17 protein-coding genes are annotated in these 16758 nt (G+C 71.9%); 13 read left to right on the forward strand and 4 right to left on the reverse strand.

What is annotated here, in order from left to right; genetic code table 11:
- Window positions 1-27 precede the first annotated feature (27 nt).
- Entirely contained in the window at window positions 28-855 is an 828-nt protein-coding gene (locus tag A7B20_RS07910; RefSeq protein ID WP_102108028.1) for a universal stress protein, read from the reverse strand.
- A 361-nt stretch (window positions 856-1216) separates the two neighbouring features.
- On the opposite strand from A7B20_RS07910, the gene A7B20_RS07915 reads away from it, so the two are divergent.
- From A7B20_RS07915 to mgtA, 10 genes are all read left to right on the forward strand, one after another.
- The gene (locus A7B20_RS07915) at window positions 1217-2443 is read left to right on the forward strand and encodes a thiamine pyrophosphate-dependent dehydrogenase E1 component subunit alpha (RefSeq protein WP_102108029.1); all 1227 of its coding nucleotides are present in this window, start codon (window positions 1217-1219) and stop codon (window positions 2441-2443) included.
- 14 nt (window positions 2444-2457) lie between these two features.
- Window positions 2458-3426: an alpha-ketoacid dehydrogenase subunit beta gene (locus tag A7B20_RS07920; protein ID WP_102108030.1), complete on the forward strand. Its 969-nt coding sequence runs from the start codon at window positions 2458-2460 to the stop codon at window positions 3424-3426.
- Between the two features lie 3 nt (window positions 3427-3429).
- Window positions 3430-3738, forward strand: a complete 309-nt coding sequence (locus tag A7B20_RS07925; RefSeq protein ID WP_102108031.1) for a type II toxin-antitoxin system MqsA family antitoxin — start codon at window positions 3430-3432, stop codon at window positions 3736-3738.
- 165 nt (window positions 3739-3903) lie between these two features.
- On the forward strand, window positions 3904-4260 hold the full coding sequence (locus A7B20_RS07930) for a hypothetical protein (RefSeq protein WP_102108032.1): 357 nt from the start codon (window positions 3904-3906) through the stop codon (window positions 4258-4260).
- Window positions 4261-4276: 16 nt separating this feature from the next.
- Complete coding sequence (locus A7B20_RS07935) at window positions 4277-4822, forward strand: hypothetical protein (RefSeq protein ID WP_102108033.1); 546 nt, start codon at window positions 4277-4279, stop codon at window positions 4820-4822.
- A gap of 12 nt (window positions 4823-4834) precedes the next feature.
- Window positions 4835-6175, forward strand: a complete 1341-nt coding sequence (locus tag A7B20_RS07940; protein ID WP_102108034.1) for an MBOAT family O-acyltransferase — start codon at window positions 4835-4837, stop codon at window positions 6173-6175.
- On the forward strand, window positions 6162-7112 hold the full coding sequence (locus tag A7B20_RS07945; protein WP_102108035.1) for an SGNH/GDSL hydrolase family protein: 951 nt from the start codon (window positions 6162-6164) through the stop codon (window positions 7110-7112). Before A7B20_RS07940 ends, A7B20_RS07945 begins: the two co-directional genes overlap by 14 nt.
- A gap of 62 nt (window positions 7113-7174) precedes the next feature.
- Window positions 7175-7831, forward strand: coding sequence for a nitroreductase family protein (locus tag A7B20_RS07950; RefSeq protein ID WP_157937627.1), 657 nt, complete (start codon window positions 7175-7177; stop codon window positions 7829-7831).
- Window positions 7832-7862: 31 nt separating this feature from the next.
- Window positions 7863-9716: an ATP-dependent zinc metalloprotease FtsH gene (ftsH, locus tag A7B20_RS07955; protein ID WP_425437133.1), complete on the forward strand. Its 1854-nt coding sequence runs from the start codon at window positions 7863-7865 to the stop codon at window positions 9714-9716.
- Window positions 9709-12261 carry a magnesium-translocating P-type ATPase gene (mgtA, locus tag A7B20_RS07960; RefSeq protein ID WP_102108037.1) on the forward strand — a complete coding sequence of 851 codons (2553 nt, stop codon included), beginning with the start codon at window positions 9709-9711 and terminating at the stop codon, window positions 12259-12261. The genes ftsH and mgtA overlap by 8 nt, the downstream gene beginning before the upstream one ends.
- A 33-nt stretch (window positions 12262-12294) precedes the next feature.
- On the opposite strand, the gene A7B20_RS21200 is transcribed toward mgtA, so the two are convergent.
- Window positions 12295-12651, reverse strand: a complete 357-nt coding sequence (locus A7B20_RS21200) for an SPW repeat protein (protein ID WP_157937628.1) — start codon at window positions 12649-12651, stop codon at window positions 12295-12297.
- Between the two features lie 146 nt (window positions 12652-12797).
- Between A7B20_RS21200 and A7B20_RS07970 the strand changes: the two genes are divergently transcribed.
- Together A7B20_RS07970 and A7B20_RS07975 are read left to right on the forward strand one after the other, a co-directional pair.
- Window positions 12798-13688, forward strand: coding sequence for a nucleotidyltransferase family protein (locus A7B20_RS07970; RefSeq protein WP_102108039.1), 891 nt, complete (start codon window positions 12798-12800; stop codon window positions 13686-13688).
- A gap of 95 nt (window positions 13689-13783) precedes the next feature.
- Window positions 13784-14206: a c-type cytochrome gene (locus A7B20_RS07975; protein WP_245866690.1), complete on the forward strand. Its 423-nt coding sequence runs from the start codon at window positions 13784-13786 to the stop codon at window positions 14204-14206.
- 96 nt (window positions 14207-14302) lie between these two features.
- Here the strand turns inward: A7B20_RS07975 and A7B20_RS07980 are convergent, their stop codons facing one another.
- Window positions 14303-15193, reverse strand: coding sequence for a Crp/Fnr family transcriptional regulator (locus tag A7B20_RS07980; protein ID WP_102108040.1), 891 nt, complete (start codon window positions 15191-15193; stop codon window positions 14303-14305).
- A 33-nt stretch (window positions 15194-15226) separates the two neighbouring features.
- The gene (locus tag A7B20_RS07985) at window positions 15227-15682 is read right to left on the reverse strand and encodes a host attachment protein (RefSeq protein ID WP_102108041.1); all 456 of its coding nucleotides are present in this window, start codon (window positions 15680-15682) and stop codon (window positions 15227-15229) included.
- 216 nt (window positions 15683-15898) lie between these two features.
- On the opposite strand from A7B20_RS07985, the gene A7B20_RS07990 reads away from it, so the two are divergent.
- Window positions 15899-16687, forward strand: coding sequence for a Crp/Fnr family transcriptional regulator (locus A7B20_RS07990; RefSeq protein ID WP_172960976.1), 789 nt, complete (start codon window positions 15899-15901; stop codon window positions 16685-16687).
- Window positions 16688-16758: the final 71 nt, after the last annotated feature.

The following is a 16758-nucleotide window of genomic DNA, read 5'->3' on the forward strand; positions in this document are numbered from 1 at the left end:
GGCCGCCGTGCAGCGGGGGCGGCCCGCCTAGCAGGACAGCAGGATCGGCAGCGGCGCGCTGTCCAGCAGGTCGCGCGTCACGGCGCCCACCAGCATGTCGTAGATCTGCGAATGGCCGAAGGCGCCCGTCGCCAGCAGCTCGGCATTGCCCTCGCGCGCCAGGCGGACCAGCGTCTCGGGGCGTTCGTCGGCCGCGGCGGGGCGATCCATCGTGGTCACCTTGAACCCGGCCCGGTCCAGCGCCACGGCCAGGTCCTCGCGCCCGGTCAGGCCCGGTTGCACCTCGTCGGCGTGGACGTGCAGCGCGACCAGCGTGATCTCGGCCCCCGGCGCGGCGAGCGACAGCACGTCATGGGCGGCGCGCGTCGATTCGCGGGTCTCGGTCCAGCCGATGACGATCCGCGTCGCGGGCGCCTTCAGCTCCGCCCCGGGCCCCAGCACCAGCACCGGGCGCCCGGCCTGCCGCACGATCCGGTGGGCCAGCACCCGGTCGTCGGGCGACCGCCCCGCCGTGGCGCCGATCAGCACGAAATCCGCGGCCCGGACCCCGCCCAGCAGGAAGGCCTCCGACCCGTAGAGGCCGGACTGCGCCCGGAACTCGCCCTCGAGCCCGTTGCGCCGCAGCGCCTCCTCGAAGGCCGCGCGGATGGTCTTCGATTCCGTCTCCTCCCAGTCCAGCATCGACTGGAAGATCATCGGCTCGACCCCCGCGCCGACGGTCAGCATCACGGGGTTGAACGGATGCAGGGCGGTCAGGTGCGCCTCGAAGCCGAGCGCGACATCCGCCGCACGGGCGATCAGCGCCTCCGCCTCGGTCGTGTCGAACAGCACGAGTACGATGCTGCGTCTGGTCATGGCCGGTCCTCCTGTGCCGGTTGTGGTTCCCGCCCCGGGGGACGGGGACGATGGCTCTCTACTTGCCCGGCTTCTTCGTCTCGGGCTTGGCCGAGGACGGTGACGGTGACGACGATGAGGACAGGGGCGCCGACGGCTTGCCGGACTTGGTCGGTTTCGGTTTCGATTTCGCGTCCATGGGATGCTCCGTTCTGCGTGGCCACTGCGGCACTTGCGGACACTCCGCCCGCAGGCGGCGCTTCGCATTGACGGCTGTCATCGGCGCGGCGGTGCGCCTCCGGCGCGCCGTTGTCCGCCGTCAATGCCGCCCGGCCGGATCCGATCCAGGCTGGACCCTGCATCGCGGAAGGGAGGCGGCGTCATGGAGATCGGGAGCGAGATCGCGAACAGGCCCCGCAGGGGCGGGGAGGACGACGGAAGAACCGGCCTCAGTCGGCGCGGCTTCCTCAGGGTGGCGGGGCTGGCCGGGGTTGCCGCCGGGCTGGCGGGGCACGTCGCAAGGGCGGACGGGCAGATCGGCTATTTCGCCATGGACCTGCCGGACGACAGGCTCGCCGGGATGCTGCGCACCATCCTGCGCATCCGCTGGCACGAACGGACGATGGCCGACAGGATGCTGAGCGATCCGTCCTACCGCGCCTACAACCACTTCTACGCGGGGCAGGAGGCGGTCGCCACAGGAGTCTGCGCGGCGCTGAGGAACGATGGCCCGTTCGAGCAGATCGACCTCGTCTATTCCACCCACCGCCCCACCGGCCACGCGCTGGCCAAGGGCGTGGACATGGCGAAGATGCAGGCCGAGATGGACTTCCGCGCCACCGGGCTGAACGGCGGGTACGCCGCCGAGATGCACATCTCCGACCCCTCGGTCGGTTTCATCGGCGCCGACGGCATGATCGGCCCCGGCCACGTGATCGCCACCGGCTCGGCCTTCGCCTTCCGTGCGCGGGGTTCGGACCAGGTCTCGGTCGTCTTCGGCGGCGACGGCACCTATGCCACGCCGCATTTCCACTCGGCGCTGAACAACGCCAGGCTTCTCGACCTGCCTTTCATCTACGTGCTGGAAAACAACCTCTATCACCAGTACGCGCACTATTCGTACTCCTGCCCGCACACCGACATCGCCGACGCCGCGCGGGCCTACGGGATCCCGGCGCGGGTGGTGGACGGGCAGGACGTGTTCCAGGTCTACAACGCCGCGAAGGAGGCGGTGGACCGCGCCCGCGCGGGTGGCGGTCCGACCTTCATCGAGGCCAAGACCTATCGCTACTACAACCACTTGGGCGCGCCCGGCGCCGAGGTCGGCAAGCTCGGCGCCTTCGGCTACGACCCGCTCGCCATCACCTCGTTCCGCCCCGAGCGCGAGGTGCGCGCCTGGATGCAGCGCGACCCGGTCGACATCGCGCGGGCCACGCTGATCGACTGGGGAGTGCTCACGGCCGAGGCCGCCGACGCCATGGAGGCCGAGGTGCGCGCCGAGGTCGACGCCGCCTTCGCCTGGGCCGCCGGGCAGCCGCTCTGCAATCCCGAGGACGGTCTGAAACACGTCTTTGCCGAAGGCGAGGTCATGCCTCGCCAGGTCGCCTGACAGGGGAAACAGCCATGACCGAGAAGACCTGGATGTATTCGGTGCTGGAGGCCGTCCAGTGGGAGATGCGCAACGATCCGGCGATGACCTGGATCTTCGAGCTGACCCCGCCGGTCGCCACCAACGCCGGGATGCCGGTGATCAACCTCGAGACCGAGTTCGGCCGCCGCCGGGTGGTCAACACCGGCATCGACGAGAACTGGATGGCCTCCGCCGTGCCCGGCGCCGGGCTCGCCGGGTCGAAGGCCGCCACCTACATCCCCTACCAGGGGGCCGGCATGCCCTACCAGGTGATCCAGAACCACGCGGGCAAGCTGCGCAGCATGTCCGGTGGCAGGGCCTCGATGCCGGTGGTCTTCGTGATCGAGATGACCGGCCAGACCCCGGGCTTCGCGGGCCAGCACAGCGATTACGAGGTCGACACGATCTATGCCCACATCGCGGGCGTGCGCACCGTGGTCCCCTCGACCCCCTACGACGCCAAGGGGATGATGCACGCCGCGCTGCGCAGCCCGGACCCGGTGGTGTTCCTCTATCCCGCGGGCCTGCGGATGCTGTCCGAGGAGGTGTCTGACGCGCCCTACGAGGTGCCGCTGACCAAGGCCGCCGTGCGGCAGGAGGGCAGCGACCTGACCATCGTCGGGTCGGGCGCGGGGATGCCCGAGGTGCTGGAGGCCGCCGCGACGCTGACCGGCGAAGGCATGTCGGTCGAGGTCATCGACCTGCGGGTGCTGAAGGAGATGGACACCGAGACCCTCGTCACCTCGGTCGCCAAGACCCGCCGCCTGCTGGCGGTCGACCAGAGCTACTACACGCTCGGCCCCGCGGCCGAGGTCGTGGCCCGCTGCGCCGAGAACGTCGAGGGCGCCCGGTTCCGCCGCATCGCCTTCTCCGACGCGCCGCCGCCCGCCTCGCCCGAGATGTTCACCTGGATGCGCCCCGACGCGACGCGGATCGCGGACGCGGCCCGGCGGATGGTGTGAGCGATGAAGATGACACTTCAGGACGTCCAGGATGCCGCGCTGGTCGAGGGGGCGAACGTCCCGTGCGACCGCTGCGGGACGGGACTGCTGACCGAGGCGAGTATCCGCAGCGCCTTCTGGCGTGGCGAGGAACTCGTGGTCATCCGCGCCATCCCGGCGCTGGTCTGCCCGGTCTGCGGCGAGGAATACGTCGCCGACCGCACCGCGCTGGGGCTGGACCGGATCCGCGCGGCGGGGTTCACCGGCGCGCGGGTGGCCGACCGGATGATCGTGCCCGTGCTCGACTACACCGAACCCGGGGGGGCGGAATGATCCGCGGCGCCCGGACACTCCTCGCCTGCGCGTCCGTCGCGCTCTGCGTCGCGGCGGTCGCGGCCCAGACCGACACCTTCGGTTTCCTGCCGGACGGTGGGCGGGGCAGCTTCGGCGAGGTCTTCCCCGCCCCCCCCCTCGCGGATCTGGGCGCTGTCGCAGGACATGAGCGAACACGCCTGGCGGGACGAGATCGCCACGCGCGCCCCCGCCCTCGGCGAGAAGCCCCGGGCGACCCTTGCCGCCTACCTGTCCGTGATCGCGCCCCGTGCCGCCGACCCCTCGGGAGAGCTGCCGCCCGACGGGCGCGACCTTGCCCTGACCAACTGCCTGTCCTGCCATTCGCTGTTCACGGGATACCTGATGCAGCGGCGCGACCGGGCGGGCTGGCTCTCGGTCTTCGCCTCGCCGTTCCACAAGGAGATCGAGGTCACGCCCGAGGAACGCGAGCTCTTCGCGGACTATTCCGCGCTGAACATGCCGATGCGACTTCAGGACGTGCCGCCCGAACTGCGCTTCTGACCCGAGGATCGTCGCGATGACACCCCGCTCCTACGTCCTGCCGCTCGTCCTTTCCATCCTTGCCGGAGCCGGGTCGGCACAGCAGGGCGACGACCTCTTCGCCTTCATCCCGCCGGGGGGACGCACGCTGCTCGAACGCGGCCTCGCCGCGGGCGATGCGGAGCTTGCCGCCGCCATCGCCACGGCCCGCCCGGCCGTCGAGTGGAGTGCGTTCTTCGCCGAAAGCGCGGATGCCGCGCTCTCCGGTCTCGACGACTGGGAGCGGCAGACGCTGGCCGACTACCTTGCCTACACGGGCGCGATCGCACCGGGGGCGGAGTTGCCCACGGACGGGCGCGACATGATGCTGGCCCGCTGCCAGTCCTGCCACATCATCACCGTGACCGTCACCCAGGCCCGCACGCGCGACGCCTGGCTCGCCACGCTGGGCCGCACCAGCCATGTCGAGATCCCGCTGGGGGCGGCCGAGCGCGAACAGCTGGCCGATTACCTCGCCGTCAACGCGGGCCTGCCCATCGACGTCATCCCGCCCGAGCTGCGCGCCGGAGGGGCGTCCTACTGACGGGGCGGGCCGGTGGCATATACCTCCGCGATCTTCTGGCCCTTCCTCGCCCTCGTCCTCGCCGGTGTCGCGCTTCTGCCCCGCCGTTTCCGGCTCGCCTGGCTGATCGCGGTCAGCCTGTGGTTCTACGGGACGGGGGATCCGATCCGGCTGCTCTGGCTCGGCGGCATCGCGGCCCTGGCCCTCGCGGCGGCCGGGGGGACGCGCCTCTGGCGGGGCGTCGGCATCGCCGCCCTCCTTGAGCTGCTCGTCTGGGCGAAGTTCGCCGACACCCTCGGCCTGCCCGACCCGGACGCGCCGCCCGGCCTGTCCTTCCTCGTGCTGACCGCCATCGCGCTGGTCGCCGACAGCGCAGGGCCGGGGGCGGCGGGCGGCATCGCCGGGCGCGTCCTGCATCTCGCGTGGTTTCCGAAGCTCCTCGCCGGGCCGATCGAGCGCGCCGGACACCTGATCCCGCAATTCCCGCAGATCGCGCTTCGTCCCGGACTGGCGCGGCTCGGCCTCGCGCTGCTGATCTCGGGACTGGTGAAGAAGCTGGTGATCGCGGATGCGCTCGCCCCGGTGGTCGATGCCGCCTACGGCGTCCCCGCCTATGCCACGCCGGTCGACCTGCTGGTGGCGAGCTATTTCTTCGCCTTCCAGATCTACTGCGACTTCTCGGGCTACACCGACATCGCGCTGGGCCTCTCGGCGCTGGTGGGCCTGCGGCTGTCGCGGAACTTCGCCCACCCCTACTTCTCACCGACTGTGGGAGAATTCTGGTCCTCGCGCTGGCACATCACGCTGGGCCACTGGTTCCGCGATTACGTCTACATCCCCCTCGGCGGCAGCCGCCACGGCCGGGCGCGGCAGGCGGCGAACGTGATGGCGGTTTTCCTGCTCTCGGGCCTCTGGCACGCCGGGCTCGGCTACGGCGTCGGCTGGGGCTTCGTCGTCTGGGGGGCGCTGAACGGCCTTTTCGTGATCGCCGAGCTCTGGCTGCCCGCGCCGCAGGGCCGGACATCGCGCCTCCTCCGGGGGCTGCTGACCTTCCACCTGATCCTGCTGACCTGGGTCTTCTTCCGCGCCGCGACCCCTGCCGAGGCGCTGGTGATCCTCGGGCGGATCGCGGGGGCGCTGCCCGACCTGCCGCACCTCCTCCCGGCCTATCCGTTCAGTGCCGAGCAGCAGCTTGGCGCGGTGCCGATCCTCGGCCTTCTCGCGGCCGGGATCCTGACCGGGCGCATCCCCCTGGCCGAGCGTATCGCCGCCGCCCCGCTGCCGTTGCGCTGGGGCGGTCTCTATGCCGGGCTCGCGGCGCTGCTGCTGATGGGGCGGTGGCAGGCGACGGGGTTCATCTATGCCGGATTCTGAAGAGCCTTGGCGCCCCCGGCGCATCGCGGCCTTCCTCGGGCTGGGGCTGCTTCTATACGCCGGGCTGTTCCTCTGGTCGGGCCGTGTGCTGGAGACCCACGGGGACCGCAACCCGTTCTTCCGCATCGCCCATGCCCCCGAGCGGTCCGACTGGATCGTCCTCGGCGCCTCCCACGCCCTGCCGCTGGGCTTCGCGAACGTGCCCGAGACCCTCCGCACGGCGACGGGGCGCAGCACTCTGACCCTCGCCGTCGCGGGCGGCGGGCCCGCGGTGACGCGGACGGTGGCCGAGCGCTATTTCGCCGACCGCGGGGCGGCGGGCGTGCTGCTGGTGATCGACGCCTTCGCCTTCGCCGACCCGCGCTGGAACGCGGCGCGCCTTGGCGACGCGGACCTTCTGCCGAAGATCCCGGCCGACCTGCGCACGCTCGCCGTGCTCGCCCGGGCGGTGCCGCGCGGCTTGCCGCTGCCGGTGTTCCTCGCGCAGGCCGCGGGGGCCGCGCGGATCAACGACCGGACGCGGTTCCGGCCCGACCGCTGGGAGGCCGAGGCCCGCTTCGACACCGCCCCGCGCCCTTCCGACGCCGCCGACGCCGCCCGCATCGCCTATCTCTATCCCGGCCCCCCGTCCGAGGCGGCCATCGCGCAGGGCCTCGCCGACACCGAGGCGGTGATCCGTCTCGCCCGCCGCCACGGCGCGAGGGTCGCGCTGGTCTTCCCGCCGCTTCCCGACCGCTTACGGGCGCGCCTGCCGGTGATCCCCGGCCTCGACGCCCGCCTCGCGGACCTCGCCGCACGGCTGGACGTGCCCCTGCTCGACCACGGCGCGCTGATCCCCGAGCCGCGGTTCTACTTCGACAGCGATCACCTGAACCGCGCGGGCGTCGCGCTCTGGCTGGAGCGGGGTCTGGCCGCGCTTCTCGGCAGCACCGGATGACCGCCGTCAATGCCGCGGCACCCCGGACGCCCCATCCTCGCCAGCAGGATCGGAGGTCCGCCATGCCGCACATGATACCGCGTTCGCCGTCCGGCCGCCTGTCGCGCCGGAGCCTGATGATCGGCACCGCCCTCGGCGTCGCCGCCATTCCCGACCTTTCCGCCGCCTCGGAGACGGGCGAGCTGACCGTGACCGAGGCGCTGCGCCGGCGGCGGTCGACCCGCAGCTTCTCCGACCGCCCGGTGGATCCCGCCCTGCTGGCCGAGCTGCTGTGGGCGGCCTTCGGGATCAATCGCCCGGCCGTCGGGCTGCATACCGCCCCGTCGTGGCATGGCGCGGCCGAGACGGTGATCCATGTCGCGTCGGCCGATGGCGTCGCCCGCTACGACCCCGCGAACGACAGCATGACCCTGCGCCACGCCGCCGACATCCGGGGGATCCTGTCGCCGCAGCCCTTCGTTGCCACCGCGCCGCTCTGCCTGGTCCACATCGCCGACCTGCGCCGCCTGACCGCGGCCGAGGATCCCGCGGAGCGGCTGCACCACGCCCGTGTGGATGCCGCCATCGTCGCGCAGAACGTCTATCTGTTCGCCGCGGCGCGGGGGCTTGGCACCTGCCTTGTCGGCGGGTTCGACGAACCGGCCATCGCCGCGGCCCTGGACCTTCCCGACCACGAACGCACCACCTTCGTGCAGCCGGTCGGCTGGCCCGCGGCATGAGAACCGGACACAGCCGCGGCAGGGGGCGGAGATGGCACAGATGAACCGCAAGCACGCCTTCAACCTCGGCTATGTCCTGATCGCCTTCGCGCTGGTCACGGCGCTCCAGCTCTGGCTGGCGGCCTCGCGCACGGCGGTGATCGGCTATGGCGAGTTCGTCACCTACCTGCACGACCGCCAGATCGCTTCGGTCTCGGTCTCCGATACCGAGGTGACGGGCAGCTTCCGCACGCCGGTGAACGGCAAGACCGAATTCGTGGCCGTCCGCGTCGACCCGGCCTTTGCCGAGGAGCTGGCGAAATACGACGTCCAGATCACCGGCGCCCGTGACCAGACCTGGCTCTCCACGCTGCTGTCCTGGATCCTGCCGATCCTCGTCTTCTTCGCCCTCTGGTCCGTCTTCTTCCGCCGCTTCGCCGAGCGGCAGGGCCTCGGCGGGCTCGTCAACGTCGGCAAGTCCCGCGCCAAGGTCTATGTCGAGCGGCAGACCGGCGTGACCTTCGCCGATGTCGCGGGCGTCGACGAGGCGAAGGCCGAGCTTCAGGAGGTCGTGTCGTTCCTGAACGACCGCGACCGCTACGGCCGACTCGGGGCGCGGATCCCGAAGGGCATCCTGCTGGTCGGCCCGCCCGGCACCGGCAAGACGCTGCTGGCGCGCGCCATCGCGGGCGAGGCGGGGGTGCCGTTCTTCTCGATCTCGGGGTCCGAGTTCGTCGAGATGTTCGTGGGCGTCGGCGCGGCGCGGGTGCGCGACCTGTTCGAGCAGGCCCGCCAGGCCGCGCCCTGCATCATCTTCATCGACGAGCTCGATGCGCTCGGCCGCGCGCGGAGCGCCGTGTCCGGCTTCGGCGGCAACGACGAGAAGGAGCAGACGCTGAACCAGCTGCTGTCCGAACTCGACGGCTTCGACCCGACCGTGGGCATCGTGCTCTTGGCCGCGACGAACCGGCCCGAGATCCTGGACCCCGCCCTGCTGCGCTCGGGGCGGTTCGACCGCCAGATCGTCGTGGACCGCCCCGAACGGGCGGGGCGGGCGCAGATCCTCGCCGTGCACGCGCGCAAGGTGAAGCTCGATCCCTCCGTCAGCCTCGACGACATCGCGGGGCTGACCCCGGGCTTCACCGGCGCCGACCTTGCCACCCTGGTGAACGAGGCGGCGATCATCGCCACGCGGCGGGGCGGCGAGACCATCTCGGCCGCCGATTTCACCGCCGCGGTCGAGCGGATCGTCGCGGGCGCCGAGCGGCGCACGCGGGTGATGAACGCGGCCGAGCGCACCCGCGTCGCCCATCACGAGATGGGCCACGCGCTGGTCGCCGTCAGCCTGCCGGGGGCCGATCCGGTGCACAAGGTCACGATCATCCCGCGCTCGGTCGGCGCGCTCGGCTTCACGCTGCAACGCCCGACCGAGGACCGCTTCCTGATCACCCTGCCCGAGCTGAAGGAGCGGATGGCGGTCCTGATGGGCGGGCGCGCGGCCGAGGAGCTGATCTTCGGCGAAGCCTCCACCGGCGCCTCGGACGATCTGGCCAAGGTGACGGACATCGCCCGCGAATGCGTCATGCGCCATGGCATGGACGAACGGATCGGCGCCGTGGTGCTGGAGGAGAAGACGCTGCGCTTCCTCGGCGACCGCAGGGGCGAGCCGCGGTCGCGCGATTTCTCCGAGGACACCGCGCGCGAGGCCGACCTCGCCATCCGCCGGCTCGTCGCCGAGGCCCGCGCGACGGCGACCGCCATCCTGAGCCGCAGGCGTGCCGACCTCGAGGCCGGGGCGAAGCTGCTGCTCGAACGGGAAAGCCTGACGCCCGCGGACTTTCCACCGTTGAAACGGTCGGCGGCAGAGCCGGTGGCCCAGATCGCGGCCGCGGTGTCCCATGGGTGAAGCGGCCGAGGCCTGGTGGTCCCGGCCCGTCGCCACGCTGTTCGCGGACCTCGGCAGCGGGCCGCAGGGTCTTCCGCAGGCCCTCGCCGCGGCACGACTGGCCGAGGTCGGCGCGAACCGCACCGCCGCGCGGGAGGGCCACTCCGCGCTGCGCCTGTTGGCCCGGCAGTACGAAAGCCCGCTGGTGCTGATCCTTGTCTTCGCCGCCGCCGTCTCGGTCCTGGTGCGGGAATGGACCGAGGCGGGGATCATCCTGGCCATCGTCGCCGCCAGCACGCTGCTCGGCTTCGCGCAGGAATACCGCGCCTCGGCCTCCGTCGCCGCCCTGCGCGCCCGCCTCGCGCTGACCGTGCGCGTCCTGCGCGACGGCGCCGCCGCCACGGTGGCCGCCGAGGCGGGGGTGCCCGGCGACATCGTGCTGCTGGCGACAGGCAATCTCGTGCCCGCCGACGGGGTTGTGATCGAGGCGCGCGACTTCCTCGTGACCGAGGCCGCGCTGACCGGAGAATCGCTGCCGGTGGAAAAACGGCCCGGCCTCTCCGCCCCCGACGCGGCGATCTCGGCCCGCGCCAACGCCGTCTTCCAGGGCACCTCGGTGCGCAGCGGCACGGCGCGGATGCTGGCGCTGCGGACGGGTGCGCGGACGACATACGCCGGGATCGCCGCCCGCGCGATGGCCCGCCCCGCCGACTCCGGTTTCGAACAGGGGATCAGGGGCTTCGGACTGCTGCTGACGCGGGTGATGACGGTCGTGGTGACGCTGGTGCTGGCGGCCAATCTCGTCCTCGGGCGGCCGCTGATCGAGAGCCTGCTGTTCTCGGTCGCCCTCGCCGTCGGTCTGACGCCCGAGCTTCTGCCCGCGATCATCAGCGTGACCATGGCCGACGGCGCGCGGCGCCTGGCACGCCGCGGCGCCATCGTGCGCCGCACCGTGGCGATCGAGAACCTGGGCGCGGTGGACGTGCTCTGCACCGACAAGACCGGCACGCTGACGACCGGCGCGGTGATCCTCGCGGATGCGCTCGACCCCGAAGGAGCGCCGTCGCAGGCGGTGATGGTGGCGGCGCTGCTCAACGCCGCGCTGGAGACCGGGATCGACAATCCGCTCGACGCCGCGATCCTCGCCGCGGGGCAGGCGCGCGGCCTCGCCGTTCCCGAGCGCGCGAAGATCGACGAGATCCCCTACGACTTCCTGCGCCGGCGCCTGTCCATCGTGGTCGGGCAGGACGGGGCGCCCGGCCACCTGATGATCACCAAGGGCGCCTTCGCCGAGGTGCTGGAGTGCTGCACGACGGTGGAAAACGGCTCGGGCCCCGCAACTCTTGACCCCGGCACCCGCGAACGGCTCGCGGGCCGGGCCGCCGACTGGGGGCAGGACGGGCAGCGGGTGCTTGCGCTGGCCACCCGCGTCCTGGACGCGCGGCCGCACTACACTGTCGAGGACGAGCGCGGGATGACCTTCGCCGGTTTCCTCCTCTTCGACGATCCGCTGAAACCGGGCATCGCCGAGGTGCTGGGCCGGATCGCCGCGCTTGGCATAACCACGAGGATCATCACCGGCGACAACCGCCACGTCGCCCGTCACGTGGCCCGCGCCGTGGGGCTGCCCGACACCGTGCTGACCGGAGAGGACCTGAACCGGACCCGCGACGAGGCGCTGTGGCACCTCGCCGAGACCACCCATGTCTTCGCCGAGGTCGATCCGCAGCAGAAGGAGCGCATCGTGCGCGCGCTCCAGCGGCGCGGCCACGCGGTGGCCTATCTCGGCGACGGGATCAACGACGCCCCGGCGCTCTGGCAGGCGGATGTCGGCGTCTCGGTCGACCAGGCGGTGGACGTGGCCCGCGAAAGCGCCGACATCGTCCTGCTCGACCGCGATCTCGGGATCCTCGCCGGGGCCATCGTCGACGGTCGGCGCACCTTCGCCAACACGCTGAAATACATCTCGATCACCACCAGCGCCAATTTCGGCAACATGATCAGCATGGCCATCGGCACGGTGTTCCTGCCGTTCCTGCCGATGCGCCCGGCGCAGATCCTGCTGAACAACTTCCTGTCCGATCTCCCCGCGCTCGCGCTGGCCGGGGACCGCGTCGATCCCGAGGCGGTGGCGCAGGCGCCGCGCTGGAACATGGCGGCGATCCGCAACTTCATGGTGGTCTTCGGGCTGCTCAGCACCGCCTTCGACCTGCTGACCTTCGGCCTGCTCGCCTTCGTGCTGCACGCGGGCGAGGGGCTGTTCCAGACCGCGTGGTTCCTGATCTCGCTGCTGACCGAACTGGCGGTGCTGCTGGTCCTGCGCACCCGGCGCCCGCTGTTGCAGAGCCGCCCGGCGGCCGCGGTGCTCTGGCTCAGCGCGGCCGTGGCCGGAGCCGCTGTCGTCCTGACCCTCACCCGTCCGCTCGCCGCCGCCTTCGGCCTGGTGCCGCCGCCCCTGCCGGTCTGGCTGGCCGGGGGCGCGATCGTCGGCGCCTATCTCGCCGCGACGGAGGTGCTGAAGCGGGCCTGGTTCCGCGCGGGGCCGGTCCGGACCGCCGGGCGCTAGGGTGCTGCCTTCGCGCGTCGGCGGTCCCGGCGGTCAGGCACTGTGCTGACCCATCTCCTCGAACGAGGTCCAGGCCCCCATCGCGGCGATCACGACGCCCGCGCCCACGGCGGCCCAGACGGCGTTCTTCAGGTCGCTGAAGCCGAGGATCCAGGGCGAGGCGACAAGCCAGAGGCCGAGCGCGATGTCGAGCCATTCCTCCCACTGGCGGAACGCGGTCAGCGCGGCGAGGGCGAGGACGATCGCCGCAATCCCCGAGGCGACGAAGTTGACGGTGAGCAGCCAGGTCGACCCTCCCTCCTGCGCGGGGATCGACAGCAGGAACGGGGTGACGACAAGGAAGAGCCCGGCGAGAAGCGTGATCCAGTCCTGAAAGTGACGCGTGTCCATGACGGTGTCTCCAGATGTGCGGCCAATGCGGCCGGGGCCCATTGTGACGCCGCGCGGGCGGCGCTCATTGACGGCCGTCATTGAACGCCGTGCGGCGCGGCGCAGACTGGATGGCAGCGGAGGGCGGCAGCCGGAGAAGCGGGACCATGACCGGAACGACGGGAAACCAGGCGGCGGAGATCCCCGGCGACGCGCAGATCGCGGCATGGCTGCGCCGCTTCGCCGACCTGCTGGAGCAGCAGGACGAGGACGGCTTCCGCATCCGCGCCTACCGCACCGCCGCGAACGAGATCGACCGGCTGGAGCGCCCCCTGGCCGAGCACTACCGGCAGGGCGGGCTCGACGGCCTGATCCGCCTGCCCGGAATCGGCCGGGGCATCGCCGCCGCCATCGCCGAGATGCTGACGACCGGCGGCTGGCGCCAGCTCGACCGCCTGGAGGGAGAGCTGACGCCCGAGCGGCTGTTCGCCACGATCCCGGGCGTCGGCCCGGTGCTGGCCGAGCGGCTGGCCGACACTCTGGACGCCGACACCCTGCCCGAGCTCGAGACGGCGCTGCGGCAGGGCAGGGTCGCAGGCGTGGGACCGCGGCGCCGGGCCGCGATCCTTGCCGCGCTGGACCAGCGCCTGTCGCGCATCCCCCGTGCGTCGCTGCCCCGGACCGAGGGGGACGAGCCGCCGGTTTCGCTGCTGCTCAAGGCCGACGCGCTCTATCGCCGCCGCGCCGCGGCCGGTGAGCTTCGGCAGATCGCGCCGCGCCGGTTCAACCCGACCGGCGCGGCCTGGCTGCCGATCCTGCACACCCGCATCGACGACTGGCACCTCACGGCGCTCTACTCGAACACGGCGCGCGCCCATGAACTCGGGCGGACCGACGACTGGGTGGTGCTGTTCCATCACCGCGGCGACGGGCCCGAGCGCCAGTCCACCGTCGTCACCGAAACCCGCGGGCCCCTGGCGGGGCGGCGCGTGGTGCGCGGCCGCGAGGCGGAGTGCCTGGCCAGCGCCGAGGCGGCGGGCGCGGTGGCCGCCGACTGACCCAGCACCCCCTCCGATGATGGTCGTCAATGCCCGCAGGCGCGGTCCCCCGCAGGCTGAGAGGGCGACATTTCTTCCGTTGAGAGGGATACCCCATGCCAGAACATCTGCCGTTTCGCACCCTTGGCGCGGCCATCGCGGCCGCGACCCTGATCCTTGCAACCGGAGGCGCCCGTGCCGAGGACGCCGGGCGCCAGGAATACATGTACAACTGTTCGGCCTGCCACGGCGAGAGCGCCCGCGGCGACGGGCCGGTGGCCCGCTATCTCAACGTGTCGACGCCGGACCTGACCGCGCTTGCGCGGAAGAACGACGGGGTCTTCCCGCTGCTGCACGTCATCCAGGTGATCGACGGGCGTTCCGGCGTCGGGCCGCACGGCACGCCGATGCCGGTCTGGGGCGAACGCTTCATGAAGGACGGGGTCGAGGATGCCGGGCCCTATGCCGCCGAGGTGATCGTGCGCGGCCGCATCCTGTCGCTGGCCGAATACCTCGAGTCGATCCAGAAGCAGGAATGAGGCCCGCCCCCGGTCCCGTCGACCTCGGCGGGGCCGGGGGTTTGCCCCGAGGCTGTTCGCCGATGGGCCCGGAGGCTGCGGCGCGGCGCACCGGCCTCAGGGGCGGCCCTCCCAAGGGGCCGACGGCAGCAACGGACGCGGCGCGCCATTCCGCTCCGGCATCCTCAGGGCGGCGGGGCGGCCGGGCTTCGGTGCGCGGTGTGCGCCCCCCTTCGGGGCAGGCTGGGCCGTCGCGTCCAGGATCATCGCCCTCGGGTCGCGCAGCGGGTCGAGCCGGGCCAGCTCGGCCAGGGCGGCGAGGTCGCGGATCCGGTATCGTCCCGGCGACTCCTGCGCGATCAGGCCCCGCTCGGCCAGGTCGCCGAGAGTCCGGCAGATCGTCTCGACCGTGGTGCAGGCGAAATCCGCCCAGTCCCGGCGCGAGACGACCATGTCCAGCACCAGGCTGCCGTCCTTTCGGGTCTTGGTGGGCATGAACTCGGTCGCCATGACCAGGAAGGCGACGATCCGCTCCCTGCTGCCGAGCGCCCCGCGCCGCCACACCATCTCGAGCTGGCGGATGTGCTGCCGCATCACGTCGGCCAGCACCGTGGCGTGGAACGGTGCGTCCTTGGCCATCGCGCGGCGCAGCGCGGCGGGATCGAAGGCGCAGATCTCCGCGTCGGTGACGGCGACCAGGGCCGGGCCCCGGGGGATCCCGGCGACATCGCCGACAAGGTCGCCGGGCGCGAGGAAGCCGAGGACGGTGCGCTGTCCGTCGCGCAGGATCCGCTCGGTGCGCAGGAACCCGCTGCGCAGCACGCCGGTGACGCGCGGCAGCTCGTCCTCTTCCTGCAGCCGGGCCTCCGCCGGGATGCGCCGCAGCCGGGGCAGGGGAGGCTGGACCCCGCCGCCGGCAAGGCCGAAGACCGAGCGGCACAGGCGCAGCGTCTTCAGCGGGCATTTGCCGCAGCCGGCGGTTTCGAAGGCGGTTCTTCCGGTTTCCATGGTCGTCTCCTCTGACCCGGCCCCCAGCGGGCGTCAGGCTTTGTTGCGCACGAGATCGAGAACGCGCTCGCGCAGTTCCTTCTCGGGAAGGGCGACCAGGTTCATCGGCCGTTCCAGCACGACCGACTCGTGCAGCGGCGCGGGCATCCGCGCCCGCAGGATGCCGAGCATCCGTGGCTCGACCAAGATGGCGAGCCGGGCGAACGCCCCTGCCTTGCGATGCTGTTCCAGGACCTCGCAGATGTCGGAGGCGAAGTCCTGCATGTCGCGCAGGATCGGATCGGTGCCGGGCTCCATGGCCGAACGCCGCCCGCCCGACCCCGAGGAGAAGCTGCGCCCGGCCCTGTCGGTCAGGACGTCGCGCAGATGCATCGACGCGGCGCGGTGAACGATCTCGATCTGGTCCTCGCCGTCGGTATCCTCGAGTCCGCGCAGGATGCGCGCGCGCACTCCGTTCATGACCAGAGCCCAGGTTCTCGCGCTGCGCATGTTGCCCCCAGTGGCGATCCGGTTCCAGTGAACCACGCCCGGCCGTGCCGCGCATTGATCCTTCGCAATGCGCAGGGTGATCCGTGTTAATCTTTCGGACAGGACCGGACTCCCTCGTTCGGTCGATCGCGTCGGGAGTCCGGCCGAATGATCGCTTCGCCCATCGGCTGGCCGAGTGGACACTGGATCCGGAAAACATCAGGGGAGGACCGCGCCATGCAGGAAACGCCGAGAGAAGCCGCGGGGTCGAAATCCTCTGCCAACCTGCGGCTGCTGCCCGGATTCGACGAGCTGCCGGAGCCGATCCTGAAGGAGTTGCAGGCGATCGTGGTCCGGCGGTCCTTCGAGGCCGGACAGACCGTGGTCGAGGCCGACGCGCCGTCCCGCTTCACCTGCATCGTCCGCACGGGCATCCTGCGGATGCAGAAGGACCTGCCCGACGGCCGGCAGCACATCGTCGGGATCCTGGTCGAGGGCGACCTGTTCGGGCGCGTGTTCAACGGCAACATGCACTTCTCGATCGAGGCCGCGACCGATGCCGAGATCCTCGCCTTCCCCCGCGCCGCGTTCGAGGCGCTGCTGCTGCGCTCGCCCGAACTGGACCGGCTGCTGCTGCTGCACCTGCTGTCCGAACTGGACCGCGCCCGTGACTGGATGATCATCCTCGCCAATCCGAAGGTGCGGGGGCGGCTGGCGGGACTGCTGCTGCTGCTCTGCACCCGGCTCCAGACCGTCGATCACCTCGTGACCGTATCCGGGCGGGCCGTGCGGGTGCGCATCCCGCTCAGCCGTCCCGACGTGGCGCACCTGCTCGGGACCCGGGTGGAATCGGTCAGCCGGGCGCTTCATGCGCTGGCCGACGACGGCCTGCTCGACATCGTGCGCCCGGACCTGCTGGAGATCCGCAACCTCCAGGCCCTGACCGAGGAGGCCGGGGAGCCCGACCTTGCCGACACCGCGTCGCTGCTGCGCCTCGTGAAGGCCATGCGCAAGTCCGCGGACTGAGGGGCCGTCCGGTCAGGCCCGGCGCGGGAAGCGCGCCGGGCGGACGGGACAGCGGATAGCGGGGCAATGCC

The sequence above is a fragment of the Oceaniglobus roseus genome, from assembly GCF_002869745.1.
Lineage (GTDB): Bacteria > Pseudomonadota > Alphaproteobacteria > Rhodobacterales > Rhodobacteraceae > Oceaniglobus > Oceaniglobus roseus.

What these genes read in the sequence shown, in the direction of transcription:
- A7B20_RS07970 (WP_102108039.1), top strand. Translation starts at nt 12,798, where the DNA reads ATGACCGGAACGACGGGAAACCAGGCGGCGGAGATCCCCGGCGACGCG.
- A7B20_RS07975 (WP_245866690.1), top strand. Translation starts at nt 13,784, where the DNA reads ATGCCAGAACATCTGCCGTTTCGCACCCTTGGCGCGGCCATCGCGGCC.
- A7B20_RS07920 (WP_102108030.1), top strand. Translation starts at nt 2,458, where the DNA reads ATGACCGAGAAGACCTGGATGTATTCGGTGCTGGAGGCCGTCCAGTGG.
- A7B20_RS07930 (WP_102108032.1), top strand. Translation starts at nt 3,904, where the DNA reads ATGAGCGAACACGCCTGGCGGGACGAGATCGCCACGCGCGCCCCCGCC.
- A7B20_RS07945 (WP_102108035.1), top strand. Translation starts at nt 6,162, where the DNA reads ATGCCGGATTCTGAAGAGCCTTGGCGCCCCCGGCGCATCGCGGCCTTC.
- A7B20_RS07985 (WP_102108041.1), bottom strand. Translation starts at nt 15,682, where the DNA reads ATGCGCAGCGCGAGAACCTGGGCTCTGGTCATGAACGGAGTGCGCGCG.
- A7B20_RS07980 (WP_102108040.1), bottom strand. Translation starts at nt 15,193, where the DNA reads ATGGAAACCGGAAGAACCGCCTTCGAAACCGCCGGCTGCGGCAAATGC.
- A7B20_RS07910 (WP_102108028.1), bottom strand. Translation starts at nt 855, where the DNA reads ATGACCAGACGCAGCATCGTACTCGTGCTGTTCGACACGACCGAGGCG.
- A7B20_RS07990 (WP_172960976.1), top strand. Translation starts at nt 15,899, where the DNA reads ATGCAGGAAACGCCGAGAGAAGCCGCGGGGTCGAAATCCTCTGCCAAC.
- ftsH (WP_425437133.1), top strand. Translation starts at nt 7,863, where the DNA reads ATGGCACAGATGAACCGCAAGCACGCCTTCAACCTCGGCTATGTCCTG.
- A7B20_RS07950 (WP_157937627.1), top strand. Translation starts at nt 7,175, where the DNA reads ATGCCGCACATGATACCGCGTTCGCCGTCCGGCCGCCTGTCGCGCCGG.
- A7B20_RS07925 (WP_102108031.1), top strand. Translation starts at nt 3,430, where the DNA reads ATGAAGATGACACTTCAGGACGTCCAGGATGCCGCGCTGGTCGAGGGG.
- A7B20_RS21200 (WP_157937628.1), bottom strand. Translation starts at nt 12,651, where the DNA reads ATGGACACGCGTCACTTTCAGGACTGGATCACGCTTCTCGCCGGGCTC.
- A7B20_RS07935 (WP_102108033.1), top strand. Translation starts at nt 4,277, where the DNA reads ATGACACCCCGCTCCTACGTCCTGCCGCTCGTCCTTTCCATCCTTGCC.
- mgtA (WP_102108037.1), top strand. Translation starts at nt 9,709, where the DNA reads ATGGGTGAAGCGGCCGAGGCCTGGTGGTCCCGGCCCGTCGCCACGCTG.
- A7B20_RS07915 (WP_102108029.1), top strand. Translation starts at nt 1,217, where the DNA reads ATGGAGATCGGGAGCGAGATCGCGAACAGGCCCCGCAGGGGCGGGGAG.